Here is a 22,220-nt window from a genome sequence, read left to right as displayed (position 1 = left end):
CGGCGGCCGGCGCCCACCACGCCGGCCGCCGCGTTTGAGGGGTTCCGTCGACGGAGCCTGATGTCCGCCTTCGAAGACGAATCCCATGCTCAAGCAGTTGCTCGCCCGCAAGACCGATTTCAGCAATGACGACCACGGTCACGGCCCGGGACTGCGCCGCACCCTGGGGCCGTGGGGCATCACCGCGCTGGGCATCGGCGCCGTGATCGGGACCGGCATCTTCGTGGTCACCGGCACGGCGGCGGCGGAACATGCCGGCCCGGCCGTGCTGATCTCCTTCATCATCGCGGCGATCTGCAGCGGCTTCAGCGCGCTGTGCTACGCCGAATTCGCCACGGTGATCCCGATCTCCGGCAGCTCCTATTCGTATGCCTACGCTTCGCTTGGCGAGCTGGCTGCGTGGTTCATCGGCTGGAACATGGTGGCCGAGTACGGCATCTCCGCCTCGGCCGTGGCGGCCAGCTGGACCGGCTATTTCACCAGCCTGCTCGACCACATGGGCCTGCACCTGCCGGTGGCGCTCACCGAGGCGCCGCTGGCGTTCACCGACGGGCGCCTGGTGGTCACCGGCCACCTGTTCAACCTGCCAGCGGTCGCCATCGTGATGGCGCTCACCTGGCTGTGCTACATCGGCATTCGCGAGTCGTCGGGCCTCAACGCGCTGATGGTGCTGGTCAAGGTGGGCCTGATCGTCATCGTGGTGGTCGCCGGCTACCGCTACGTGAACCCGGAGAACTGGCATCCGTTCATTCCGGAACCGCAGGGCGACGGCAAGTACGGCTGGTCCGGCATCATGCGCGGCGCAGCCATGGTGTTCTTCGCCTATATCGGTTTCGAGGCAACCTCGACTGCGGCCCAGGAGTGCAAGAATCCGCAACGTGACCTGCCCTTCGGCATCCTGGTCTCGCTGGTGATCTGCACCGTGCTGTACCTGGCCATGGCCGCGGTGCTGACCGGACTGGTGCCGTATTCCCTGCTCGATACCTCCGAGCCGGTGGTCACCGCAGTGGCGGCCATCCCGCAACTGGGCTGGCTGCGCCTGGTGGTGGAGATCGGCGCAATGATCGGCCTGTCCTCGGTGATCCTGGTGATGATCATCGCGCAGCCGCGCATCTTCATGATCATGGCCCGCGACGGCATGTTGCCGAAGGTGTTCGCCAAGGTTCATCCGCGCTATCGCACGCCGCACATCAACACCCTGATCACCGGCGCCATGATCGCCCTGCTCGCCGCGGTGTTCCCGCTGGACCTGCTGGCCAACCTCACCTCGATGGGCACGCTGATCGCCTTCTCCGCGGTGTGCGCGGGCGTGCTGATCCTGCGTCACACCTTGCCCGATCTGCCACGCACGTTCCGCGTGCCGTGGGTCTGGTTCACCTGCCTGGCCGGCGTGGCCAGCTGCTTCGCCTTGCTGTTCAGCCTGGACTGGTTCAACTGGGCCATCCTGGGGATCTGGACCCTGCTCGGCTTCGCCATCTACTTCCTGTACAGCCGCCAGCACAGCGCCTTGCGGCTGGCCGCAGCAGCAGCCGGCGCTGAACGCTGAAATCGTCGATTGGCGGTGAATGTCGTCAAAAGGTGCTCAAAGTCGTCGAAATGACGGTTTCGCGAAAAATGGTTCGCGCGAGGCCTGGTTCACAATTTTTCTGAGAAGTTGATCTGTAACTCATTGTTTAAAATGAGTTTAACGATAACTTTTCAAGAGAAATCGAGAGGTTGACCGCCCATTCGGCGAAGTCGGGAGTATCATCGCCAGTCCGCGGGTTGATCACTTGGCAGTGGGCCCCGGATCGCGGCTCGGCTTGTCAGGTGGGTAGCTCCTCAGCCTGACGTGTCCGAGCCGCACTTTTGTCCGGAATCTGCGTCGTGCTTTCGCCCCATGCGAGGGCTCATGAAAAAAGCCGGCGAGAGCCGGCTTTTTTCATGAGCGATGACGCGACCGCTGATGCGCGCGATCAGGCCTTCTTCGGCGTGTGCGACACGCACCAGCCCTTGGCATTCACCGACTTGCCCGGGAACAGCTGGCACGGACCACGGCCGGTCGCGCCACCGGTATAGAACTGGCAGTTGGTGCAGTCGTCACCGGCCTTGTACTTCGCGTTCGTCGACTTGGTGGCATCCTCGACATAGCCAAGCGCCTTGGCGGTTGGATCCGCTTCGGTCACCGGCGGCAGGTCGGCTGCACGCGCAAGGCGCGGCAGGCCACCGACGACCACGGCCGCAGCGGCGGTCCCGGCGGCAACCTTGAGGAATCGGCGACGCGATTCGATATCTTGTTCTTTCGACATGGGCAAGCCTCCGTCGTAACTATCCGGCGCACCCTGCCCCGGACTCGCGCCGATGTTACGCGTCGCGGGCAAATCTTTCCTGACTTGCGAGAATGGCTCTCATTACAGCCAGGGCGGCGATGGCCGCGTGGTATAGTCGACCCCCATTTGGACGTCCAAAACGCATGACCCAGACACTTCCGGCCACGATACCTGCCAGCCTGTTCGAACAGCGCGCCGATGCCATCGTCGAAGCCGCGCGCGAACTGTCGGATCTCGGCTGGACGCCTGCGACCAGCAGCAATTTCTCGATGCGCGTCGATGACGCACACGCTGCCATCACGGTGTCGGGCAAGCACAAGGGCCGGCTCGGTCGCGACGACATCATGCTGATCGACCTGGCGGGCAACGCCGTGGGCACCGATGCGCGTCCCAGCGCGGAAACGGCGCTGCATACCCAGATCTACCGGCGCTGGCCCGCGATGCAGGCAGTGCTGCACACGCATTCGCGCACGCAGAGCGTCGCCTCGCGCCTGTACGCCGGCGAGGGCGTGATCCGCCTGCAGGGCTGGGAGCTGCAGAAGGCCATCAGCGGCTATCACAGCCACGACAGCGTGCTGGAAATCCCGGTATTCCCCAACACCCAGCACATGCCGGAACTGGTCGCCCGGGTCGATGCCTGGCTGGAGGCGGGCAAGCCCCTGCATGCCTACCTGATCGACGGCCACGGCATCTACACCTGGGGCCGCGACATGGCCGAAACCCGGCGCCACCTGGAAGCGCTGGAGTTCCTGCTGGCCTGCGAACTGGACCTGAAACGACTGAGGGCATCATGAGCCGACTGCGCATCTTCGACGAAAGCCGCCCGCAATCCCCGCTGGCCGTGCTGGACGACCACGCCGCCATCGCCGCCGAGCTCGGCGGGATCGGCGTGCGCTTCGAGCAGTGGGCCGCCACCCAGCCGATCGTGCCCGGCGCCAGCCAGGACGAGGTGATCGCCGCCTACCGCAGCGACATCGACCGCCTGATGGGCGAGAAGGGCTACCAGGCAGTCGACGTGATCAGCCTCACCCCCGACCACCCCGACCGCGCCGTGCTGCGCCAGAAATTCCTCAGCGAGCACACCCACAGCGAGGACGAGGTGCGTTTCTTCGTCGCCGGCTCCGGCCAGTTCACCCTTCACGTCGACGGCAAGGTCTACGACATCCTGTGCGAACAGGGTGACCTGATCGGCGTGCCCGACGGCACCCGCCACTGGTTCGACATGAGCGAGTCGCCGTACTTCGTGGCGATCCGGCTGTTCACCAACAAGGAAGGCTGGGTGGCGAACTTCACCGGCGACGACATCGCCGCCGGCTTTCCCCGCATGCAGGCGAAGCAGTAACCGGCTCGCACCCGGACGACGCCCCGCTCCCGCGTATCCCGAAACCCGAATCCATGACCGAAATCCGCGCCATCGTCACCGACATCGAGGGCACCACCAGCTCGATCGACTTCGTCCGCGACGTGCTGTTCCCGTACGCGCGCAAACGCCTGCCGGCCTTCGTCGAAACCCACGGCGACCGGCCCGAAGTGCAGCACTGGCTGCATGAGGCGGCCCGCGAAGCGGGGCTGATCGAGGCCAGTCGCCAGGACATCATCGAACTGCTGCTGGGCTGGATCGACCAGGACCGCAAGTCCACCGCGCTGAAGGCGCTGCAGGGCATGATCTGGAAGGATGGCTACGAGGCCGGCGACTACCGCGCCCACCTGTACCCGGAAGTCGCGGCACGACTGCGCCAATGGCGCGCCGACGGCCTGCGCCTGTACGTCTACTCCTCCGGCTCGGTGCCCGCGCAACAGCTGTTCTTCAGGTACAGCGAGGCAGGTGACCTGGGCCCGCTGTTCGCCGGCTACTTCGATACCGAAACCGGAGCGAAGCGCGAAGCCGGGTCGTACCGGCGCATCGCCGAGGCGGTCGGCGAACAGCCGCAACACCTGCTGTTCCTGTCCGACATCGTCGAGGAACTCGACGCCGCCCGCGAGGCAGGTTTCCAGACCGCATGGCTGGTGCGCGAACCGCAGGCGCTGCCGGCCACGCCGCGCCACCCGGTCCATCGCGATTTCGACGCGATCAGCTTCTGACAGATCACGCACGCCGTCATGCGCAACGCCCTGACCGTCCTGCTCGCACTCGCCGCCGGCGTGCTGCTGAATGCATGGTGGTCGGGCCGCTCCGCCGTCCCGCCGCAGGCCTCGCCCGCAGTCGCCGCGTCGGCCATCCTGCCGCAGGACCTGGCTGACCCGGACACGACGGTTGCCGATGTCGAGCGCTGGCCCGACCAGGCGCCGACCCCGGAACAGGTCCTCTACGCGCAGCCACGTATGATGCGCCAGGCGCTGGCCGAACTCGGCCCGCGCGCGCCCGGCAGGCCAAACCTGTACCTGCTGACCTTCGCCGGCGATGGCGGCGAGGACGTGTTCCGCAACGAAGCCGAATACGCCGCCCGGCTGTTCACCCGTCGCTTCGGGCCCGGCACGCACAGCCTGGTGCTGGAGAACAACCCGGCCACCCTGTCCACCCGTCCGCTGGCCAGCTGGAGCAATCTGGAAACGGCGCTCGACGGACTGGGCAAGGCGATGCAGCCCGACGACATCCTGCTGCTCTACGTGACCAGCCACGGCAGCGAGGATCACCAGTTGCTGGTCGACATGGACCCGTTGCCGCTGGATCCGATCGGCGCCAGCGACCTCGCCGGCATCCTCGCCCTGCATCCGTTCAAGTGGAAGGTCGTGGTGATCAACGCCTGCTATTCCGGTGGCTTCCTGCCGCCACTGCGCGGCCCCGGCACTATGGTGCTCACCGCCGCCCGCAGCGATCGCAGCTCGTTCGGCTGCGGCAGCGATGCGGACATCACCTATTTCGGCAAGGCCTGGCTGGTCGATGCGCTGAACCACAGCGACAACTTCGCCGATGCATTCACCCGGGCCCGCAACGACATCGCCGCGTGGGAAAGACAGGACAGGCTCACCCCGTCCGAGCCGCAGATCGATATCGGCAGCGGCATCCGCGACCAGCTGGGGCGATGGCGCAAGGGCCTCAAGCCCGGGCCGACGGTACCGTTCGAGCCGCGGGCGCCGGCCGCGACAGCCGCCAGGGTGCAGTAACCCGCCACGCCGACTGGCTTCGGCAGATGCAGCCTGGCCAAGCCTCAGCCCGCGGCGATCCTGCCCGCCGCCAGCAGCAGGAAACCGCCCGACACGCCTTCGATCCAGCGACGGCGTCGGTCGCTGAAGTTGCCGGTCGCCCCGGTCGAAGCGATCACGCTGCTCAGCACCAGGTAAACGACACCACACAGGCCGATGAAAATGGCCGACAGGATCAGTGCCTGCGATGTCGTCGATCCGTTGCCGTGCATGAACTGCGGCAGGATCGCGAAATAGATCAGCATGCCCTTGGGGTTCAACACGGCCGTCAGGAAACCACGCTTGAATGGCGCCCCGCCCACCCCCGGCTGCAGGGCCAAGTTGCCCGCCGACAGCGCGGACCGGATCAGCCTGGATGCCAGATAAACCAGATACGCCACGCCGATCCAGCGCATCGCTTCGAACAACAGCGGCGATGTCGCGATGATCGCCGCCAGGCCCAGCGCCACCAGCAGCGAATGCACCACGTAGCCGGCGCAGACCCCGGCGGTGGCACGACGTCCGGCGGACGCATCGCCGGAAATCGCCTGCGAGGCAATGAACAGCATGTCGGGGCCCGGCGTACAAATCAGCGGAAGTACGGTGGCAGCAAACAGCAGGATCGAAGTCGGATTCATGGCAGGCATGCTAAGCCGCGGCGCTCGCAATCGGGTGCCAAATATTCCATGATCAAGTTATCTATTGGCACATGATGCCAAGACGGCAGAAAGACCGATGCCCATCAAGCTCGACAACATCGACAGACGGATACTGCGCGCCCTGCAGCGCAATGGTCGCTTGCAGAACAACGAACTGGCTCGGGAAGTCGGCTTGTCGCCCTCCCCATGCCTGCGCCGCGTGCGTTTGCTCGAAGAGGCCGGCGTGATCGAGCGCTATGTCGCCGTGCTCAACCCGGCGATGGTCGGCATCGGCATGACCATGTTCACCCGCGTCTGGCTGACCGCCCAGGATGCCGACACGATCGAGCACTTCATCGACGCGATGAAGCAGCTTCCCCAGGTCGTGGAGTGCTACATCATGCTGGGGGAAAGCGACGCGATGCTGCGCGTGGTCGTCGCGAACCTGGACGACTACCGCCGCTTCCAGACCACCCATCTCACCCGCGCCAACGGCATCCAGAACATCAAGACCGACCTGCCCAGCCAGATCGTGAAGCAGTCCCATGCGCTGCCGCTGTGAGCGCCTCGATGCGGGGGATCAAGCCCTGGGCCAACGCCATGCATAAGCCACGATCAGCAGTGACAACGCCACTTCGATCACGCCCAGCGCGACATAGAACCACCATGCGCCGGGCATGGTCAGCAGCATGACCGCGGCATAGAACACACCCAGTCCGATGTTCAGCCAGCGGCACAGCCGGGGCGGCAGCAGCAGCGACAGGAACACCATCAGCCCCGGTACGGCCAGCAGCAAGGCGGTACCGACCAGGGTCGCCTCGCTCACCGGGCCGACCGGTCCATCCCCGTCCAGCATGCCCTGCAACTTGCCCGGCACGTAGAGACCGAAATAGTCACCGTAGATGTAGCAGAACATCAACGCCGTCCACAGCGCCGACAGCTTGAAGCGCACGTGCAACTTGATGTCGACCAGCGATGCGGGGCTCATGTCGCAATCCCAGGATGAGTTTGCCCGCCACCTGTCCGCACGCCCATCAGCAGCAGCCACAGGCAGGTGCCGATCTCGCCCAGGGCTGCGGGCAGGTGGACGTAGTTGGAAAACGCCATGTCTGCATATCCCGGCAGCAACAAGTCGGCAAACACGTCCACCAGGTAGCCGATGCCGCCCAGCATCAGCAGCAAGCCAGCCACGCGCGGCAGCATCCTGCTGGTGAACACGAGATAGCCGAACGGCAACAGCCACAGTCCCCAGAACAGGCTGGCCACGAAAATGGCATGGCCATACGACTTCAGCGCAAGCGATGCCAGCGCCGTCGCCGTCGCCACCGGCAAGCCGTGGCTGTCGGTCAGCAGCCACAGTGCATCGAGTCGATGCATCACCCCGATCAGCGCCACCGGCACGGCCGTGACCGCCAGCGCCACCATCGCGACAGCCACGCGCTGGTGGACGCGATGAAGCAGGCGGAACAGCAACAACGGCAGCAGCAGGAAGGCCACCTGCTCGATCATGAAAGAGACGATGCCCGCGCGGAACAAGGCTTCGTGCGCCACGACATTGGCCAGCATGGCTGGCGGATCGCCCGGCGCGGCAAGCCTGCCCGGCACATAGCCCAGGCTGAAGAAGCCGGTCACGACCACCACCAGATAGACCAGCCCCGCGCAGCGGGCCAGCCGGTTTTCGTGCGTCATGTGAAACCCCCGCGATCCATCACCTCGCCCTGCGGCGTCCTCCCGGCAGTGTCGATGCTGCGAGATCGTCCCTTGAGTGCCGGAAGTAACGCGGTGATCGCCGGGCTCTGACAAGAGCTTCGCGATCCGGGTGCTAACGTCGTCGACCGTCTTCCAGCGAACCCGGCAATGAAAAGACCAGCCGCCAGCAGGATGCCTTCCGGAGCAGGCCCTCATCTGCCGGGTGCTGCCTCGGGCCGGAGGCTGCTGCGCACCTCCCTGGCCGCCGCCCTGGCGCTGGCACTGATGGCCTGTACTTCGCAGTCGCCGCAGACCGACGCCACCCGGGCCGACGCGGCCCCGCCAGGCACGACCAGGGCGCGAATCAGCGCCTGCGCACCGTCGCAGCTCGCCTTCGCCCTCGATCCCGACGGCGGGCGTTTCAACGGCATGTCGCATTCGGGCACGATGCTGGTCCTGCGCAACACCGGCGCGGCCGCCTGCACGATCCCTGCGCGCCCGCTGCCGAGCTTCGCGGATTCACGCGGGCAGACGCTGAACATCGTGGCGCAGGCTTCGACCGGAACGGATGCCGCCTCGCGTTCCCCGATCACGCTCGCGCCGGGCGCGGTCGTCACCAGCGACATGCACTGGGTGTCGGGCGACGTCTACGACAACGGCCATTGCGAAGCACCGACCCGGCTCACGCTCGTGCTCGGCCGGCAGCAGATTTCCACCGCATTCACCGGCCGCCTGTGCGGTGCCGGCGGCCAACCATCCACCTATGCGTTGAGCCCGTTCACGCCCGCCGCGGCGTCTGTGTCCACTGCGCCCAAGCCGATGGCTTGTACCTGCGATGACGGACGCACCGTGCCAGCCGTCTATTCCGACACCGAAGGCGCATCTGCGACCCTGCGCGGAGGAAACGGCTACCGCCCGCGTTTCGGGTCTCCACGGATGTCGGCAGCCCGGCTGGATTGCCGTGCCAGCTCGGCGCACTCGACGGCGTGACGTCGCACTGGCTCAGGTTCCTGCGTTCCACTCGCCGCATTCGGCCAGCCAGTCCATGAACACGCGCACGCGCCGGGGCAAGTGCCGGCGACTGGCATACAGCAGGCTCACCGGCATCGGCTCGGCGCGATGATCCAGCAGTATTTCCTTCACCAGACCGGCGTCGACCAGATGCCGCATGCCCGCCACCGGAGCCTGGATCAGGCCCAGGCCAGCCACGCACGCGGCCTGGTAGCTGTCGGTGTTGTTGACGGTAAGCGCGCCGGCGAGCGGGAGCACGTGCACGCCCGCTGCATCGACGTATTCGAAGCCGTCGGGCGTGCCGCCGAAGTTCTGCGCGTAATGCACCATGCGATGGCCGTCCAGTTCGGCCGGAGTGCGCGGCTCGCCACGCGCCGCCAGATAGGCAGGGCTGGCGAACGTGCCGATGTCGTAACGGCCCAGCGGCCGCGCCACCAGATTGTCGACATCCTCCAGAACGCCGACCCGCAGCACGCAATCGAAACCCTCGCGAACCAGGTCGACGCGTCGGTCCGCGCAGCTCAGCTCCAGCTCGATGCCGGGATGCGCAGCCAGAAACTCCGGCAGATGTGGCAGCACGAAGGCGCGAGCCGCGGTGGTCGGCATGTCCACGCGCAGCCGCCCACGCAGCTGCCGTTCGTCGTCGCGGAACATCGACTGCAGTTCATCGAACGCATCCAGCGTGTCGCGGCAGCGCTCCAGGAAGGCCAGGCCGTCCTGACTCGGCTCGACCCGGCGCGTGGTTCGATGCAGCAGGCGTGTTCCCAGCAGCGCCTCCAGCCGCTGCACGGCATTCGATGCGCTGGCCTTGGGCAAACCCAGGTCGGCCGCGGCCTGGGTGAAGCTGCCGCGCTCGGCCACGCGGACGAAGATTTTCATGGCCTCGATGTCGTGCATGTGCATTGTTATCCATAAATGAACATTCAAATCATAACCTGAACATTTATGGCAATCGTGACCACCAATAGTCTGGCACCCAACCAATCACGCCGGACCGTTCCGGCCAACACCAAGGATCTGCCATGACTTTCCCGACCCCCATCGCCCTGATCACCGGCGGCAGCCGAGGCCTCGGTCGCAACGCCGCCATCGCCCTGGCCCGCCAGGGCACGGACGTGATCATTACCTTCCGCAGCGGCTTCGACGACGCCCGCTCGGTCGTGGCCGAGATCGAGGCGCTCGGCCGCCGCGCCGCCTGCCTGCAGCTGGATGTGTCTGACGCAAGCGGATTTCCCGGGTTCGCCGGCGCGGTACGCAAGCTCCTCGCCGACCACTGGCAACGCGAGCACTTCGACTTCCTGCTCAACAACGCCGGCATGGGCCTGGTCGCACCCATCGCCGACACCACGCCGGAGCAGTTCGACACGATGATGGCCGTCCATCTGAAAGGCCCGTTCTTCCTGACCCAGGCCTTGCTGCCGTTGATCGCCGATGGCGGCCGCATCATCAACGTCTCCTCCGGCCTGACCCGCTTCGCGCTGCCCGGCTATGCGGCCTACGCCAGCATGAAAGGCGGGGTGGAGGTGCTCACCCGTTACCTGGCCAAGGAACTGGGTGTGCACGGCATCCGGGTCAATACGCTGGCTCCCGGCGCGATCGAAACCGATTTCGGTGGCGGTGCGGTACGCGACAACGCGGCACTCAACGCCTTGATCGCCGGCAACACGGCGCTGGGCCGCGCCGGCTTGCCCGACGACATCGGCGGCGCCGTGGCGGCGCTGCTCGCGCCGGGCAGCGGCTGGATCAACGCGCAGCGCGTGGAGGCTTCGGGCGGCATGTTTCTCTGACGATCGCGGGGATGCCCCCGTCCCGCATCGATGACATCTGCGCTTCACGATCTCGTCGAAACAACTGACAAGCACTGAGAGGTTGTGAGTTTTTCAACCTCGAAGCCCGGCCACGGATGGCCGGACGGAAATCGGTCACGTAAGTGACTGATTCACGTGAGCACGTCCGGGCATGTACCGGACGTGCGATGGAAGAAAACCACAGGAAGTGGTTTTCTTCACGGGCTTTGAGGCGACGGGTGGCCAGGCGTTCCGGCATGGCCATCCGTCGCGATGCTTCATCCCCGGATGCTGACCACCACCTTGCCGCGCGCCTGTCGCTGCTCGATCAAGGCATGGGCTTCGCCGACCGTGGCCAGCTCGAACTGGCGCGCGTCCAGCAGCGGCCTGATCATCCCTGCCTCGGCCAGTCGCGTGGCTTCGCGCAGGATCTCGCCGTGATGCGGCTTGCCTTCGCCGGTCAGCAGGGGCAGCAAGGTGAACACGCCGGAATAGGTGGCGGCCCTGAACGAGAGGGGCGCCAGCGCGTGCGTACCCCAACCCAGCGAGCTGACCACGTGGCCGAAACGCGCCACGGCCCTGAACGACGCATCCAGGCTCGCGCCGCCGGCGGTGTCATACACCACGTCGAAACCGCGACCGGCCGTATGGACGGCTATCTGTTCTTCGACCGGCATCTGCTCGTGGTCGATCGGTGTCGCGCCCAGTTGCTGGCTGATGCTGCCGCGCGCCGCGGTGTCCGTGGCGAAAACGGTCGCGCCGAAAGCACGGGCAATCTGGATCGCCATGCTGCCCACGCCGCCCGCGCCGCCTTGCACCAGCACGTTCTGGCCAGCGCCTACGTGAGCGCGGTCCACCAGGCCTTCCCACGCGGTGATGAAGACCAGCGGCAGCGAGGCCGTCTCGCGCATGCTGAAGTGCGCGGGCTTGAGCGCCAGCAGGCTGGCATCCACGGCCGCATATTCGGCCAGCGAACCCTGCACGCCACCGACACCGCCAGTCATGCCATAGACCTCGTCACCCACCCGAAAGCCGGTGACGCCCGCACCCAGCGCGACGACGACGCCGGCCATGTCGATGCCCAGGATCGCCGGCAGCGGATGACGGGCGTGTTCGGCGGCACCGCTGCGGATCTTCAGGTCCAGCGGATTGACGCCACTGGCCATGATGCGCACCAGCACCTGGCCCGCCTGCGGCACGGGCCGGGCGATGCTGGTCAGGCGGAACGGAGCACCGTGGTTTTCAAGAACGGCGGCTTGCATGGAGGAAGCGATGGTCATGGCGTACTCGGCGTGGGAGGAAGTGATCGCCAAGTTACGCCCGCCAATTGCGTCTGAAAATCCAAGATTCTGCACGTCCTCCATGCATAATTGCATGAGTCCCAACCGGGCTTCCCAACGAGGTGCCGCGATGGAATGGAGCGATCTGCGTGTCTTCCTGGCCATCGCACGCGAGGGCACGCTCGGTGCCGCCGCGCGCAAGCTGGGACAAACCCAGCCCACCATGGGCCGCCGGTTGCAGGCGCTGGAAAACGCCGTGGGACACAAGCTGTTCCAGCGCACCTCGGAAGGTTTCGTGCTCACCGACGAGGGGGCGGCGGTACTCAACCACGCCGAACGCATCGAGGACGAAGCACTCGCGTTCCAGCGTCAGCTGGCCGGCCAGGAACGGCAACTTGACGGCCTGCTGCGGATTACCGCCTCGGACTGGTTCGCCGAACACCTGCTGACACCGGTCATCGCGGAATTCGCTCGGGCCTATCCGCGCGTCACCGTCGAACTGCTGACCGACACGCGCTTCCTCAGCCTGTCACGCCGCGAAGCCGACCTGGCGTTTCGCATCAGGCCGTTCGACGAACCCGACATCGTGTCGCGCAAGCTGCTGCACATGCCGTACGGCGCCTATACGGCCGCCGACTATCCCCCGCCCCGCGCCGGCGATGGCGAAGGTGCCTTGCTGATCACCATGGACAGCGCCTTCGGCAACATGCCCGACGTCGCGTGGTTGCAGCGCGTGCTCCCGAATGCCCGCGTGGCGTTTCGCAGCAACGCGCGCGCCGTGCAGGCAAGAATGTGCATGCAGGGTGCCGGCGTCGCGGTCCTGCCGCTCCCGCTTGGCGACGCGCTCGCCGGCTTGCGGCGCATCGACCTGGGCGAAGACCCGCCGGCGCGCGAGACCTGGATTGGCTATCACCGCGACATGCGACGACTGGCGCGGCTGAGGGCGTTGCTGGATCTGGTGGTGGCGCGGCTGGCCGATTGAGATCGGCAACACGACGATGCGCCCGCATCCCTACCCGTCACGATGCCGGTCAGCCAGCACGTTCACCGCATCCCCAAGCGACAGTCCGCGTGCCCGCAACGCCACGGTGAGATGGAACAGCAGGTCCGCCGCTTCGCCAAGCAACTCGTCATCTCCCTGCGCCACCGCCGCCAGCGCCGTCTCGACGCCCTCCTCGCCCACCTTCTGCGCGATGCGGCGAATGCCGCCGTCGAACAGCCTGGTGGTGTAGCTGCCCTCGGGGCGTTCGGCGTGCCGCTGCGCCACCAGCGCATCGAGTTCGGCGAGAAAGCCCAGCGGCGGGCGCATGTCGGCGCCGTCGCCGAAGCAGCTGGAGGTGCCGGTGTGGCAGGTGGGGCCGCGCGGGTCGGCCCGGATCAGCAAGGTGTCGGCGTCGCAGTCGATGCGGAGCGATTTCAGCACGAGCACGTGACCCGAGCTTTCGCCCTTGGTCCACAGCCGCTGCTTGCTGCGGCTGTAAAAAGTGACGTGGCCGCTGCGCTGCGTTTCGGCCAGCGCCGCGGCCGTCATGTAGCCCAGCATCAGCACTTCGCCGCTGAGCCAATGCTGCACGATCGCCGGCAGCAGGCCATCGCCCTTGGCCCAGTCGAGGCGGCTGGTATCGGTGTTGTCGCTCATCGTTGCTTCCTCGTGGCTCACCGGCGCACCGCTACGCCACATTCGTGCAGGTAATGCTTGAGTGCGGGGATGGCGATGGCACCGGAGTGGAACACGCTGGCGGCCAGCGCGCCGTCGACGTCGGCGTCGACGAAGGCATCGCGGAAATGTTCCGGCGCGCCGGCGCCGCCGGAAGCGATCAGCGGCACCTGGCAGATCACCCGGGCGGCGGAAAGTTGTTCGAGGTCATAGCCCGCGCGCACGCCGTCGCTGCCCATGCAGTTCAGCACGATCTCGCCGGCGCCCCGCCGCTGCGCCTCGACCATCCAGTCCAGCGTGCGGCGTGCCAGTGCCCGGGTTTTCGTGGGGTCACCGGTGTACTGGCGCACGCGCCATTCGCCGTCGGCGTCGCGCAGCGAGTCGATGCCGACCACCACGCACTGCACGCCGAACGCGGCAGCCAGTTCGTCGATCAGCGCGGGGCGTTCCAGCGCGGGCGAGTTCACCGAGATCTTGTCGGCGCCGGCGTGCAGCACGGCGCGGGCCTCGTCGACCGAGCGGATGCCGCCGGCGACGCAGAACGGAATGTCGATCACGCGTGCGACCTTCTCGACCCAGCCACGATCCACTCCGCGTCCCTCGGGACTGGCGGTGATGTCGTAGAACACCAGTTCGTCGGCGCCCTCGTCGCGATAACGCAGCGCGAGATCGACGATCTCGCCCATCACCACGTGATCGCGAAAACGGACGCCCTTGACCACCTGGCCGTCGCGCACGTCGAGACAGGGAATGATGCGGCGGCTCAGCATGTGAGTGCGTCTTCCAGCGAGAAGCGTGCTTCGAGCAGCGCGCGTCCAAGGATCACCGCCTTCGCGCCGGCTTCGCGCGCGGCGCGAATGTCGGCCAGCGAGCGCACGCCGCCCGACGCTTGCAGATCAAGCTCGGGAACGCGATCGGTGAGGTGCCGATACAACTCGAGATTGAAACCGGCGAGCATGCCGTCGCGCTCGATGTCGGTGCACAACAGATGGCGTGCGCCATGTTCGGCGTACCAGGGCGCCAACTCGTCCAGTGTGGCTGCCTCGACCTCGGTCCAGCCGGCGCTTGGCAGCAGCCAGTCATTGCCGACACGGCGGGTGTCCAGCGCCAGGACGATGCGTTCGCTGCCGAATGCCTCGAGCCAGCCAGCGACGCGTTCCCGATCGCGAATGGCCACGCTGCCCAGCACCACGCGCCGAACCCCCACGTCGAACAATCGCCGCAAGTCGGCCTCGTCACGCACGCCACCACCGGCCTGAACATCGATGCCGTGATCGGCAATCGCCTTGATCACGGCCAGGTTGTCCAGGTTGCCCGAACGCGCACCGTCGAGATCGACGACATGCAGCCAGTGCGCGCCGGCATGCAGGTAACGCAGCGCCAGCTCCCGCGGATCGAGCGCATATGTGGTCTGCTGGGCGTAGTCGCCCTGGCGCAGGCGCACCACGCGTCCTTCGCGCAGGTCGATGGCGGGAATGATGTGGAAGCTCATAGGCTGAGGAAATTCCGCAGGAGCCTCGCGCCGACAGCGGCGGAGCGCTCGGGGTGGAACTGCATGCCGTGGAAATTCCCACGGGCCACGATGGCCGAAAACTCATCGGCGTGTCCGCTGCTGGCGAGGGTGTAGTCCCCCGTCGGCACCGCGTAGCTGTGCACGAAGTAGGCCTGCTCGCCGTCATCGAGCCCGGCCAGCAACGGATGTTTCTGCCGGATCGACAACGTGTTCCAGCCCATGTGCGGCACGCGCAGGCCGGGGGCATCGACGAAGCGGCGCACCGGCGCGGGAATCACGCCGAGGCATGCCGTGTCGCCCTCCTCCGAATGCGCGCACAGCAACTGCATGCCCAGGCACACGCCGAGCACCGGCTGGGTCAACCCGCGCAAAACCTCGACCAGGCCCAGCTCGCGCAACCGCGCCATGCCGGGGCCGGCCGCGCCGACCCCGGGCAGGATCACCTTGTCGGCACGGCGGATCGTCGTTGCGTCGGAAGTCAGCGCCGCATCCACGCCGAGCCGCTGCAGCGCATAGCGCACCGAACCGATATTGGTACCGCCCGCGTCGACCAGCACCACGCTCATTACAGCGCACCCTTGGTGCTGGGCAGCTCGCTGCCTTCGCGGCGCAACGCCTGGCGCAAGCTGCGCGCCACCACCTTGAAGCAGGCCTCGACCATGTGATGCGCGTTGTCGCCGCGTACGCTCAGGTGCAGGTTTGCACCCAGCGTTTCGCACAGCGAGCGGAAGAAATGCGGCACCAGTTCGGTCGGCACCTCGCCCACGCGCTCGCGGGGAAAGCTGCCTTCGAACACGAAGCAGGGACGGCCGGACAAATCGAGCGCCGCGCTGGCTTGCGCCTCGTCCATCGGCAAGGTGAAGCCGTAACGGCCGATGCCGCGCTTGTCGCCCAGCGCCTGCTTCAGCGCCTGGCCCAGCGCCAGTGCACAGTCCTCGATGGTGTGGTGTTCATCGATGTGGGTGTCGCCAGCGCAGGCCAGCTCCAGCGCGAAGCCGCCGTGCTTGCCGATCTGCTCCAGCATGTGGTCGAAGAAGCCCAGGCCGGTATGTGCCTTCGGTTCGGCCACGCGATCGAGATCCACGCTGACGGTGATGCGGGTTTCCTTCGTGTTGCGCACCACCGTGGCGGTACGCGGCGCGTCGAGCAGTTCGTGGGCGAGCGCCTCCCAGCTCACCCCGTGCGGACCGACGCGACAGCCGCGCACGCCGAGGTTGGCGGCGAACTGCAGGTCGGTCTCGCGATCGCCGACCATCGCCGAGGCGGCCCGGCTCCAGCCGTCATCGGCCAGGTAATGGCGCGCCAGGCCGATGCCGGGCTTGCGCGTGTCCAGGCCTTCATGCGGGAAACTGCGGTCGATCAGCACCTCGCGGAAGCGGATGCCTTGCGAGGCGAGGATGTTCAGCAGCAATTCGTGCGGCCCGCTGAAGTCGGCCTCCGGGAAGCTGTCCGTGCCCAGGCCATCCTGATTGGTGACCATCACCAGTTCATAGCCGGCCGCCATGAAGCGCTGCAGCGCGGCGATCACGCCCGGCAGCAAGACCAGCTTCGCGTAGCTGTCGACCTGCTCGTCGGCCGGTTCCTCGATCAGGCAGCCGTCGCGGTCGACGAAGAGAAGTTTTGTCTGCTTCATGCCGATCCTCCGGAGAAACCCCGATCCTGCGCAGCCCCCTCCAGAACGGCGAGCATCCGGTCATTCTCGGCCGGCGCGCCGATGGTGATGCGCAGGGCGTCACCCAGCTTCGGATAGCGCCGCACGTCGCGCACCACCACACCGGCGGCCAGCAGGCGCTGGTAGGTCGCGCCGGCATCGGCGAAGCGCACGGCGAGGAAATTCGCCTGCGAGGGCAGCACGGCGCGGACGCAGGCCAGCGCAGCCAACGCGCCGCGCACCCGTTCGTGCTCGTTGCGCAGCACCGCCAGGTGTTCGCGCGCCTGCGCCTGCCCCGCTTCCGAAAGCGCAGCCATCGCAACGGCCACGCACGGCAGCGGCACGGGATAGGGCGGCATGATCCGCCGCAGCAGCGAGATAACCGCGGGATTGGCCAGCAGGCAGCCGATGCGGGCGCCGGCCAGCGCCCAGGCCTTGGACAGCGTGCGCAGCACGGCGAGGCCTTCGTAGCGATCGATGAGATCGGCCACGCTGCGCTCGAAGGCAAACTCGATGTACGCCTCGTCCACCACCAGCAGGGCGCGCCCGTCGAGCTGCTGCAGCAGACGCTCGACATCTTCGCGTGGCACGCACTGGCCGCTGGGATTGTTCGGCGTGCAGACGAAAATCAGCTTCACCGCGGGCGTGACCGCGGCGAGCACCGCATCCACGTCCAGCGTGAAGTCATCCGCCAGCGGCACTTCGACCACTGCCGCGTTCTGGATACGGGCGCAGACGCCGTACATGCCGAAGGTCGGTGGCTGGATCAGCACCGCGTCCTCGCCCGCTCGACAGAACGCGCGAATCAGCAGATCGATGGCCTCGTCACTGCCGCGGCCGACCAGCAGTTGCTCGTGGCGCACGCCGTACAGCGCGGCCAGGGTTGCCACCAGGGCCGCCGGTTGCGGTTCCGGGTAACGATTGCAGCCCAGGCCATCGTCGCCCGGCGGCGGCCAGGCCGATTCATTCGCGTTGAGGAAAACCTGGCCGCCACTGGCCTCCATGCGCGCCGAGGAATACGGCTGCATCGCGCGGATCTCCGGCCGGGCCAGCTCGAGCACGCTCATGCCAGGGCCTCCAGTCGCAGGGTCACGGCGCGGCGGTGCGCCTCCAGTTGCTCGGCCGCCGCCAGCGTCGCGGTGCACGGGCCGATCTGGCGCAGGCCGTCGGCAGAGACTTCCTGCACGCTGATCTGCTTCTGGAAACTGGCCACCGACACGCCGCTGTAGCTGCGCGCGTGACCGTACGTGGGCAGCACGTGGTTGCTGCCGCTGCAGTAGTCGCCGACGGATTCCGGGGTCCACTGGCCGAGGAAGATCGAGCCGGCGCTGTCGATGCGATCGAGCAGCGCGCGCGGCTCGGCAACCTGGAGGATCAGGTGTTCGGGTGCGTAGCGGTTGCTCACCTCGACCGCCTGCGCCAGCGATTCGACCAGGATCAGCCGGCTCTGCGCCAAGGCCTGCCGCGCCACGTCGGCGCGCGGCAAGGCAGCGCACTGCCGCTCGACTTCCGCCGCCACCCTGGCCAGCAGATCGGCCGACGGACTGAGCAGGATCACCTGGGAATCCGGCCCGTGCTCGGCCTGCGACAGCAGATCGGCGGCGACGAACACGGGGTTCGCATCGGCATCGGCGATCACCAGCACTTCGGACGGCCCGGCCGGCATGTCGATCGCGGCGCCATCCGGGTCGGACGACACCTGCAGCTTCGCCTCGGTGACCCAGGCGTTGCCGGGGCCAAACAGCTTGTCGCACTTCGGCACGCTGGCCGTGCCATAGGCCATCGCGGCAATCGCCTGCGCACCGCCGAGCTTGAACACCTTGTGCACGCCGGTGAGGCGCGCGGCATACAAGACGGCCTCGTCGCACCGGCCATCGGCGCGCGCTGGCGAGCACAGCACCACGTCGTGGCAACCGGCGATCCGCGCCGGCACACCCAGCATCAGCGCCGTCGACGGCAACGGCGCACTGCCGGCCGGCACGTAGAGGCCGACGCGGCTGATCGGCCGCAATATCCGCTCCACCCTCACGCCGATGGCAGTGTCCACCGCGACCGGCTGCGGTGCGGCCGCACGGTGGAACAAATCGATGCGCGCGGCCGCTTCGCGAATCGCGGCCTTCAGTACCGAATCCAGCGCCGCTTCGGCCGCGGCGAACTCGGACTCGTCGACTTCGATCGCCTCCAGCGCGCAGCGGTCGTACTTCGCACTGAGTTCACGCAACGCGGTGTCGCCACCTTCGCGCACGATGGCGATGATCCGTTCGACACCGCCACGCAGTTCGTCGGCACGCGCCTGCGCCGGGCGCGCCAGTGCCTCGCGGCGGGAGGCTTCGTCCATTCGGTTCCAGGCCAGGCTTTTCATGCAAGCATCTTCTCCACCGGCAGCACGAACATCTCGCGCGCGCCGGCCTTCTTGATCTCTTCCAGTTGCCGCCAGCTGACCTCGCCGGCGCACAGCGCCTGCAGCATCAGCTGGTCCGGCTGGCCGGCCACCGGCAGCAGGGTCGGCTGCGGTCCGCCGGGCAACAGCCGGGTCACCGCGTCCAGCGTGTGGCGCGAGGTCTGCAGCAGCAGCAACCGCGATTCACGCACCTGGATCACGCCATCCAGCCGCTTCAGCAGCAGCTCCAGCATGTCGCCGCGTTCGTCCACCGGCAGGGTCAGCGGACCGGCCAGCACCGCTTCGCTTTCCAGCAGCACGTCGGTTTCGCGCAACTGGTTCGCCACCAGGGTGCCGCCGCTCTGGACCAGGTCGCAGATCGCGTCGGCGGTGCCCAGCTTCGGCGCAATCTCGACCGAACCGGCCAGGGTCACCACGCCCGCATCGATGCCGCGGCTGCGCAGCCACTCGCCGAGCAGGCCGGGATACGAGGTGGCGATGCGGGTGCCGGCCAGATCCTTCGGCGCTTCGTACGCCATGTCCTGGGGCACCGCGATCGACAGGCGGCAGCGGCCGAAACCGAGTGGCCGCAACTCGTCCAGCGGCTCGCCGTCACGCCCGGCGGTGAGCTGGAACTCGCCCAGCACGTTGCGCCCGACGATGCCGAGATCGCACACGCCCTGGGCGATCAGCCCGGGAATGTCGTCGTCGCGCACCAGCAGCAGATCGACCGGCTCGCCTTCGCCGAAGCAGAACAGCTTGTCGCGGCTTTGCCGGAAAGTCAGTCCGCAACGGGTCAGCAGGTCCAGCGCCGGCTCGGTCAGTCGGCCGGATTTCTGCATCGCGATGCGCAGGCGGTCACGCGGCTTCATGCCTTTCTCCTTGCCAGATGGGCCTGCTTCCTGGCCGCCCGGGCTGCCGCGGCCAGATAGCCACCGCTGCCCTGGTTGAGGTAGCGCGCGACCCGCCCAATGGTGGTGATGCTGACCGCAGTGCGCTCGTGGATCTCGCGGTACGGCACGCCTTCGAGCAGGTATGGCACCACCCGCCAGCGATCGACCAGCACTTCAAGTTCGGCGGGCGTACAAAGGTCGCTGAGAAAGGCGCCCATCTCCTCGCTGTTGCGCAGGGACAGCAAGGCCTCGCAGAGACTCTGCTCGGCGGAGCCGGGCGGGGATTCGGGATCGAGCGATCGTCGCTTCATAATGTACTAACGCGTTAACACAATGGATCGCATCATACATGGCAGACGACCACGCGGCAAACCCCCGTCGAACCCCTGCCCTGACGGTTCAGCCAGCAGCCGGTCTCTTCCCGATTCCCGGATCTCCAAAAGCAAAAACCCCCGCCGAGGCGGGGGTTTTCTTGCAGCAATGCCGGGCGAAGCTGGCTCAGGCCGACTTCTTCTTCGGCGCCGCCTTCTTGGCCGCGGCCGGCTTGGTCACGGTCGGCTTGGCACCAACCACGGCCGGCAGCGCGCCGTGTGCACGGGTATTGCCGTAGCTGCCGCGGTAGGTCTTGCCGCGACGGGTCTTGCGATCGCCCTTACCCATGGGAACTCCTTGATTTATTGGATGAACGGCCTGCCATCATAGCAGTGTCCCGGTACGGCGGGATAGTCAGCGATGGCCATGTCCGGCACAGTCCGCGGACGGGTCGGCACATGCCCCGGGATCGATCTGCACGGTCACGTGGCGGATCTCGAAACGCTCCAGCAACAGGCGCTTGATCGACTGCAGCACCAGGGCGCCGTCCGCCTGCTCGTCCAGCTCGGCATGCACGGTCGCCATGCGCGACCCCGAGGCGAGCTGCCACACGTGCAGGTGGTGTATGTCGCGGATGCCCGGCGCCGCCGTGCGCAGCGAGCGCTCCATCTCGGTCGTGTCCAGGCCGTCGGGCACGCCTTCCAGCAGGATGTGCGCGGACTTCCGCAGCAAGCGCCACGCACTGTTCAGGATCAGCAGCGAGACCAGCAGCGACAGCAGCGGATCGGCCCACAACCAGTCCAACCAGCGGATCGCCAGCGCCGCCAGCACCGCCGCCAGCGAACCCAGCAGGTCGCCAAGCACGTGCAGGCTGGCGCCGGCGAGATTGACGTCGTCATGCGCATGTCCGTGCAGGGTGCGCAGCACCAGCGCATTGACCAGCAGACCGGCGACGGCGACCACCAGCATCACGCCGGAAAGGATCTGGCCCGGATGGCGCAGGCGCATCACCGCCTCCCATGCGATCCACGCCACCAGCACGAACTGGCTCAGTGCGTTGACGAAACCGGCCAGCACTTCCATCCGGCCATAACCGTAGCTGCGCCTGGCATCGGCGGGTCGGGTGGCCATCCACGCACCAACCACGGCCAGCAACAGGGCCAGCGTGTCGACCATCATGTGCGCTGCATCGGCCAGCAGGGCCAGCGAGCCGGACCACAGCCCCCCGATCACCTCGACGATCATCATGATGCCGGTCAACACCAGCGCCAGCAGGAGTTTGCGACTGTTTCCGGCGCCTGCGGCGCCGTGGTCGTGGTCGTGGGCGCCGCCCCCGGCATGCTTCGCCTGATGCGCGTGATCATGGCGACGGCCGTGGGAATGGTCGTGAGAATGGTCGTGGTGCGGCATGTTCATCCCCGCATGCTAGGAACGGGCTTCGCCGTTACACAATCACCCGTGATCAATGCGCGCACTGCGGACCGTGCTCGTGAACGCTGTCGCCGAGGCTGTCCAGCCGCAGGTTGGCGAAGTGCGCCGCCGCCAGCAGCATGCCGCCGCAAGTCACCAGCACGCTGTGCAGGATCGGCGAACCCAGGTCGATGAAGGCGATGCCGAGCAGCAGCAGCGACAGTCCCGGCACCGCCAGGCGCAGCGGCAGGCTGCGCCGGTGCCGACGAAAACCGCGCACCAGCACCAGCGATGCCAGCACGCAGGCGCACAGCACGAAGATGCGCTCGAAGCGGTGGTCGGCCAGGAATTCCAGGCCGATCAGCGGCAGCAGGGCCAGCACGAACGGCAGCAAGGCGCAGTGGATCGCGCACAGGAACGAGGCCATCGCGCCAACGCGATCGGCCAGGTGCCACCAGCGGGATTTGTTCGACTGCTCGGGATTCATCGATTGACCCGGCGCCGCCCGACGGGGCGACTCCATGTCCGGTGACCACATGTTACTTTATAACACTTCGCTTCGCCAGC

At 67.0% G+C, this 22,220-nt stretch carries 27 protein-coding genes; 9 read left to right on the top strand and 18 right to left on the bottom strand.

What is annotated here, in order from left to right:
- The first annotated feature begins 85 nt into the window (after positions 1-85).
- Complete coding sequence (locus UU7_RS02550; protein WP_007805077.1) at positions 86-1,546, top strand: amino acid permease; 1,461 nt, start codon at positions 86-88, stop codon at positions 1,544-1,546.
- Between the two features lie 409 nt (positions 1,547-1,955).
- Here UU7_RS02550 and UU7_RS02545 read toward each other — a convergent pair whose 3' ends face one another.
- Entirely contained in the window at positions 1,956-2,288 is a 333-nt protein-coding gene (locus tag UU7_RS02545) for a high-potential iron-sulfur protein (RefSeq protein ID WP_007805075.1), read from the bottom strand.
- 164 nt (positions 2,289-2,452) lie between these two features.
- Here UU7_RS02545 and UU7_RS02540 point away from each other — a divergent pair, with 164 nt between their 5' ends.
- From UU7_RS02540 to UU7_RS02525, 4 genes are read left to right on the top strand one after another with little or no spacing between them, the layout of a single operon-like run.
- On the top strand, positions 2,453-3,103 hold the full coding sequence (locus UU7_RS02540) for a methylthioribulose 1-phosphate dehydratase (protein WP_007805074.1): 651 nt from the start codon (positions 2,453-2,455) through the stop codon (positions 3,101-3,103).
- Positions 3,100-3,651 (top strand): 1,2-dihydroxy-3-keto-5-methylthiopentene dioxygenase, encoded by a 552-nt coding sequence (locus UU7_RS02535; protein WP_007805072.1) that lies wholly within the window; start codon positions 3,100-3,102, stop codon positions 3,649-3,651. The genes UU7_RS02540 and UU7_RS02535 overlap by 4 nt, the downstream gene beginning before the upstream one ends.
- Before the next feature lie 53 nt (positions 3,652-3,704).
- Positions 3,705-4,391: an acireductone synthase gene (gene mtnC, locus UU7_RS02530; protein ID WP_007805070.1), complete on the top strand. Its 687-nt coding sequence runs from the start codon at positions 3,705-3,707 to the stop codon at positions 4,389-4,391.
- A gap of 18 nt (positions 4,392-4,409) precedes the next feature.
- Positions 4,410-5,414, top strand: coding sequence for a C13 family peptidase (locus UU7_RS02525; protein WP_007805068.1), 1,005 nt, complete (start codon positions 4,410-4,412; stop codon positions 5,412-5,414).
- A gap of 44 nt (positions 5,415-5,458) precedes the next feature.
- On the opposite strand, the gene UU7_RS02520 is transcribed toward UU7_RS02525, so the two are convergent.
- Positions 5,459-6,070: a LysE family translocator gene (locus tag UU7_RS02520; RefSeq protein WP_007805066.1), complete on the bottom strand. Its 612-nt coding sequence runs from the start codon at positions 6,068-6,070 to the stop codon at positions 5,459-5,461.
- A 97-nt stretch (positions 6,071-6,167) separates the two neighbouring features.
- Between UU7_RS02520 and UU7_RS02515 the strand changes: the two genes are divergently transcribed.
- A complete protein-coding gene (locus UU7_RS02515) occupies positions 6,168-6,632 on the top strand; it encodes an Lrp/AsnC family transcriptional regulator (protein WP_007805065.1) in 465 nt (154 codons plus the stop codon).
- Positions 6,633-6,650: 18 nt separating this feature from the next.
- Here the strand turns inward: UU7_RS02515 and UU7_RS02510 are convergent, their stop codons facing one another.
- Positions 6,651-7,058, bottom strand: coding sequence for a DUF6326 family protein (locus tag UU7_RS02510; RefSeq protein WP_007805063.1), 408 nt, complete (start codon positions 7,056-7,058; stop codon positions 6,651-6,653).
- A complete protein-coding gene (locus UU7_RS02505; RefSeq protein ID WP_007805061.1) occupies positions 7,055-7,759 on the bottom strand; it encodes a DUF4386 domain-containing protein in 705 nt (234 codons plus the stop codon). The genes UU7_RS02510 and UU7_RS02505 overlap by 4 nt, the downstream gene beginning before the upstream one ends.
- Positions 7,760-7,951: 192 nt before the next feature.
- Between UU7_RS02505 and UU7_RS02500 the strand changes: the two genes are divergently transcribed.
- Positions 7,952-8,749, top strand: coding sequence for a DUF4232 domain-containing protein (locus UU7_RS02500; RefSeq protein WP_007805059.1), 798 nt, complete (start codon positions 7,952-7,954; stop codon positions 8,747-8,749).
- 12 nt (positions 8,750-8,761) lie between these two features.
- On the opposite strand, the gene UU7_RS02495 is transcribed toward UU7_RS02500, so the two are convergent.
- Positions 8,762-9,667, bottom strand: coding sequence for a LysR family transcriptional regulator (locus UU7_RS02495; RefSeq protein WP_007805058.1), 906 nt, complete (start codon positions 9,665-9,667; stop codon positions 8,762-8,764).
- A gap of 125 nt (positions 9,668-9,792) precedes the next feature.
- Here UU7_RS02495 and UU7_RS02490 point away from each other — a divergent pair, with 125 nt between their 5' ends.
- Positions 9,793-10,557, top strand: coding sequence for an SDR family NAD(P)-dependent oxidoreductase (locus UU7_RS02490; protein ID WP_007805056.1), 765 nt, complete (start codon positions 9,793-9,795; stop codon positions 10,555-10,557).
- A 278-nt stretch (positions 10,558-10,835) separates the two neighbouring features.
- Here UU7_RS02490 and UU7_RS02485 read toward each other — a convergent pair whose 3' ends face one another.
- On the bottom strand, positions 10,836-11,837 hold the full coding sequence (locus UU7_RS02485) for a zinc-dependent alcohol dehydrogenase family protein (protein ID WP_007805054.1): 1,002 nt from the start codon (positions 11,835-11,837) through the stop codon (positions 10,836-10,838).
- A gap of 130 nt (positions 11,838-11,967) precedes the next feature.
- On the opposite strand from UU7_RS02485, the gene UU7_RS02480 reads away from it, so the two are divergent.
- Positions 11,968-12,819: a LysR family transcriptional regulator gene (locus UU7_RS02480; protein WP_007805052.1), complete on the top strand. Its 852-nt coding sequence runs from the start codon at positions 11,968-11,970 to the stop codon at positions 12,817-12,819.
- Positions 12,820-12,849: 30 nt separating this feature from the next.
- On the opposite strand, the gene hisIE is transcribed toward UU7_RS02480, so the two are convergent.
- From hisIE to UU7_RS02425, 12 genes are all read right to left on the bottom strand, one after another.
- A complete protein-coding gene (gene hisIE / locus UU7_RS02475; RefSeq protein WP_007805050.1) occupies positions 12,850-13,476 on the bottom strand; it encodes a bifunctional phosphoribosyl-AMP cyclohydrolase/phosphoribosyl-ATP diphosphatase HisIE in 627 nt (208 codons plus the stop codon).
- 17 nt (positions 13,477-13,493) lie between these two features.
- The gene (hisF, locus tag UU7_RS02470; RefSeq protein WP_007805048.1) at positions 13,494-14,264 is read right to left on the bottom strand and encodes an imidazole glycerol phosphate synthase subunit HisF; all 771 of its coding nucleotides are present in this window, start codon (positions 14,262-14,264) and stop codon (positions 13,494-13,496) included.
- Positions 14,258-14,986, bottom strand: coding sequence for a 1-(5-phosphoribosyl)-5-[(5-phosphoribosylamino)methylideneamino]imidazole-4-carboxamide isomerase (gene hisA / locus UU7_RS02465; protein WP_007805046.1), 729 nt, complete (start codon positions 14,984-14,986; stop codon positions 14,258-14,260). The genes hisF and hisA overlap by 7 nt, the downstream gene beginning before the upstream one ends.
- Positions 14,983-15,573 (bottom strand): imidazole glycerol phosphate synthase subunit HisH, encoded by a 591-nt coding sequence (hisH, locus tag UU7_RS02460; RefSeq protein ID WP_007805044.1) that lies wholly within the window; start codon positions 15,571-15,573, stop codon positions 14,983-14,985. The genes hisA and hisH overlap by 4 nt, the downstream gene beginning before the upstream one ends.
- Positions 15,573-16,640, bottom strand: a complete 1,068-nt coding sequence (hisB, locus tag UU7_RS02455; RefSeq protein WP_007805043.1) for a bifunctional histidinol-phosphatase/imidazoleglycerol-phosphate dehydratase HisB — start codon at positions 16,638-16,640, stop codon at positions 15,573-15,575. The genes hisH and hisB overlap by 1 nt, the downstream gene beginning before the upstream one ends.
- Positions 16,637-17,725, bottom strand: a complete 1,089-nt coding sequence (hisC, locus tag UU7_RS02450) for a histidinol-phosphate transaminase (protein ID WP_007805040.1) — start codon at positions 17,723-17,725, stop codon at positions 16,637-16,639. Before hisC ends, hisB begins: the two co-directional genes overlap by 4 nt.
- Positions 17,722-19,020 (bottom strand): histidinol dehydrogenase, encoded by a 1,299-nt coding sequence (gene hisD / locus UU7_RS02445; protein ID WP_007805039.1) that lies wholly within the window; start codon positions 19,018-19,020, stop codon positions 17,722-17,724. The genes hisC and hisD overlap by 4 nt, the downstream gene beginning before the upstream one ends.
- Complete coding sequence (hisG, locus tag UU7_RS02440; RefSeq protein WP_007805037.1) at positions 19,017-19,910, bottom strand: ATP phosphoribosyltransferase; 894 nt, start codon at positions 19,908-19,910, stop codon at positions 19,017-19,019. Before hisG ends, hisD begins: the two co-directional genes overlap by 4 nt.
- Entirely contained in the window at positions 19,907-20,242 is a 336-nt protein-coding gene (locus UU7_RS02435; protein ID WP_040672678.1) for a YerC/YecD family TrpR-related protein, read from the bottom strand. Before UU7_RS02435 ends, hisG begins: the two co-directional genes overlap by 4 nt.
- A 187-nt stretch (positions 20,243-20,429) precedes the next feature.
- Positions 20,430-20,591, bottom strand: a complete 162-nt coding sequence (locus tag UU7_RS17545) for a 30S ribosomal protein THX (protein ID WP_007805033.1) — start codon at positions 20,589-20,591, stop codon at positions 20,430-20,432.
- Positions 20,592-20,657: 66 nt separating this feature from the next.
- The gene (locus tag UU7_RS02430) at positions 20,658-21,659 is read right to left on the bottom strand and encodes a cation diffusion facilitator family transporter (protein ID WP_007805031.1); all 1,002 of its coding nucleotides are present in this window, start codon (positions 21,657-21,659) and stop codon (positions 20,658-20,660) included.
- Between the two features lie 46 nt (positions 21,660-21,705).
- Positions 21,706-22,140, bottom strand: a complete 435-nt coding sequence (locus UU7_RS02425) for a MerC domain-containing protein (protein WP_007805029.1) — start codon at positions 22,138-22,140, stop codon at positions 21,706-21,708.
- Positions 22,141-22,220: the final 80 nt, after the last annotated feature.

This window comes from Rhodanobacter spathiphylli B39 (genome assembly GCF_000264295.1).
Lineage (GTDB): Bacteria > Pseudomonadota > Gammaproteobacteria > Xanthomonadales > Rhodanobacteraceae > Rhodanobacter > Rhodanobacter spathiphylli.
This window is presented reverse-complemented; position numbering and strand designations above follow the sequence as displayed.

What these genes read in the sequence shown, in the direction of transcription:
- UU7_RS02550 (WP_007805077.1), top strand. Translation starts at nt 86, where the DNA reads ATGCTCAAGCAGTTGCTCGCCCGCAAGACCGATTTCAGCAATGACGAC.
- UU7_RS02545 (WP_007805075.1), bottom strand. Translation starts at nt 2,288, where the DNA reads ATGTCGAAAGAACAAGATATCGAATCGCGTCGCCGATTCCTCAAGGTT.
- UU7_RS02540 (WP_007805074.1), top strand. Translation starts at nt 2,453, where the DNA reads ATGACCCAGACACTTCCGGCCACGATACCTGCCAGCCTGTTCGAACAG.
- UU7_RS02535 (WP_007805072.1), top strand. Translation starts at nt 3,100, where the DNA reads ATGAGCCGACTGCGCATCTTCGACGAAAGCCGCCCGCAATCCCCGCTG.
- mtnC (WP_007805070.1), top strand. Translation starts at nt 3,705, where the DNA reads ATGACCGAAATCCGCGCCATCGTCACCGACATCGAGGGCACCACCAGC.
- UU7_RS02525 (WP_007805068.1), top strand. Translation starts at nt 4,410, where the DNA reads ATGCGCAACGCCCTGACCGTCCTGCTCGCACTCGCCGCCGGCGTGCTG.
- UU7_RS02520 (WP_007805066.1), bottom strand. Translation starts at nt 6,070, where the DNA reads ATGAATCCGACTTCGATCCTGCTGTTTGCTGCCACCGTACTTCCGCTG.
- UU7_RS02515 (WP_007805065.1), top strand. Translation starts at nt 6,168, where the DNA reads ATGCCCATCAAGCTCGACAACATCGACAGACGGATACTGCGCGCCCTG.
- UU7_RS02510 (WP_007805063.1), bottom strand. Translation starts at nt 7,058, where the DNA reads ATGAGCCCCGCATCGCTGGTCGACATCAAGTTGCACGTGCGCTTCAAG.
- UU7_RS02505 (WP_007805061.1), bottom strand. Translation starts at nt 7,759, where the DNA reads ATGACGCACGAAAACCGGCTGGCCCGCTGCGCGGGGCTGGTCTATCTG.
- UU7_RS02500 (WP_007805059.1), top strand. Translation starts at nt 7,952, where the DNA reads ATGCCTTCCGGAGCAGGCCCTCATCTGCCGGGTGCTGCCTCGGGCCGG.
- UU7_RS02495 (WP_007805058.1), bottom strand. Translation starts at nt 9,667, where the DNA reads ATGCACGACATCGAGGCCATGAAAATCTTCGTCCGCGTGGCCGAGCGC.
- UU7_RS02490 (WP_007805056.1), top strand. Translation starts at nt 9,793, where the DNA reads ATGACTTTCCCGACCCCCATCGCCCTGATCACCGGCGGCAGCCGAGGC.
- UU7_RS02485 (WP_007805054.1), bottom strand. Translation starts at nt 11,837, where the DNA reads ATGACCATCGCTTCCTCCATGCAAGCCGCCGTTCTTGAAAACCACGGT.
- UU7_RS02480 (WP_007805052.1), top strand. Translation starts at nt 11,968, where the DNA reads ATGGAATGGAGCGATCTGCGTGTCTTCCTGGCCATCGCACGCGAGGGC.
- hisIE (WP_007805050.1), bottom strand. Translation starts at nt 13,476, where the DNA reads ATGAGCGACAACACCGATACCAGCCGCCTCGACTGGGCCAAGGGCGAT.
- hisF (WP_007805048.1), bottom strand. Translation starts at nt 14,264, where the DNA reads ATGCTGAGCCGCCGCATCATTCCCTGTCTCGACGTGCGCGACGGCCAG.
- hisA (WP_007805046.1), bottom strand. Translation starts at nt 14,986, where the DNA reads ATGAGCTTCCACATCATTCCCGCCATCGACCTGCGCGAAGGACGCGTG.
- hisH (WP_007805044.1), bottom strand. Translation starts at nt 15,573, where the DNA reads ATGAGCGTGGTGCTGGTCGACGCGGGCGGTACCAATATCGGTTCGGTG.
- hisB (WP_007805043.1), bottom strand. Translation starts at nt 16,640, where the DNA reads ATGAAGCAGACAAAACTTCTCTTCGTCGACCGCGACGGCTGCCTGATC.
- hisC (WP_007805040.1), bottom strand. Translation starts at nt 17,725, where the DNA reads ATGAGCGTGCTCGAGCTGGCCCGGCCGGAGATCCGCGCGATGCAGCCG.
- hisD (WP_007805039.1), bottom strand. Translation starts at nt 19,020, where the DNA reads ATGAAAAGCCTGGCCTGGAACCGAATGGACGAAGCCTCCCGCCGCGAG.
- hisG (WP_007805037.1), bottom strand. Translation starts at nt 19,910, where the DNA reads ATGAAGCCGCGTGACCGCCTGCGCATCGCGATGCAGAAATCCGGCCGA.
- UU7_RS02435 (WP_040672678.1), bottom strand. Translation starts at nt 20,242, where the DNA reads ATGAAGCGACGATCGCTCGATCCCGAATCCCCGCCCGGCTCCGCCGAG.
- UU7_RS17545 (WP_007805033.1), bottom strand. Translation starts at nt 20,591, where the DNA reads ATGGGTAAGGGCGATCGCAAGACCCGTCGCGGCAAGACCTACCGCGGC.
- UU7_RS02430 (WP_007805031.1), bottom strand. Translation starts at nt 21,659, where the DNA reads ATGAACATGCCGCACCACGACCATTCTCACGACCATTCCCACGGCCGT.
- UU7_RS02425 (WP_007805029.1), bottom strand. Translation starts at nt 22,140, where the DNA reads ATGAATCCCGAGCAGTCGAACAAATCCCGCTGGTGGCACCTGGCCGAT.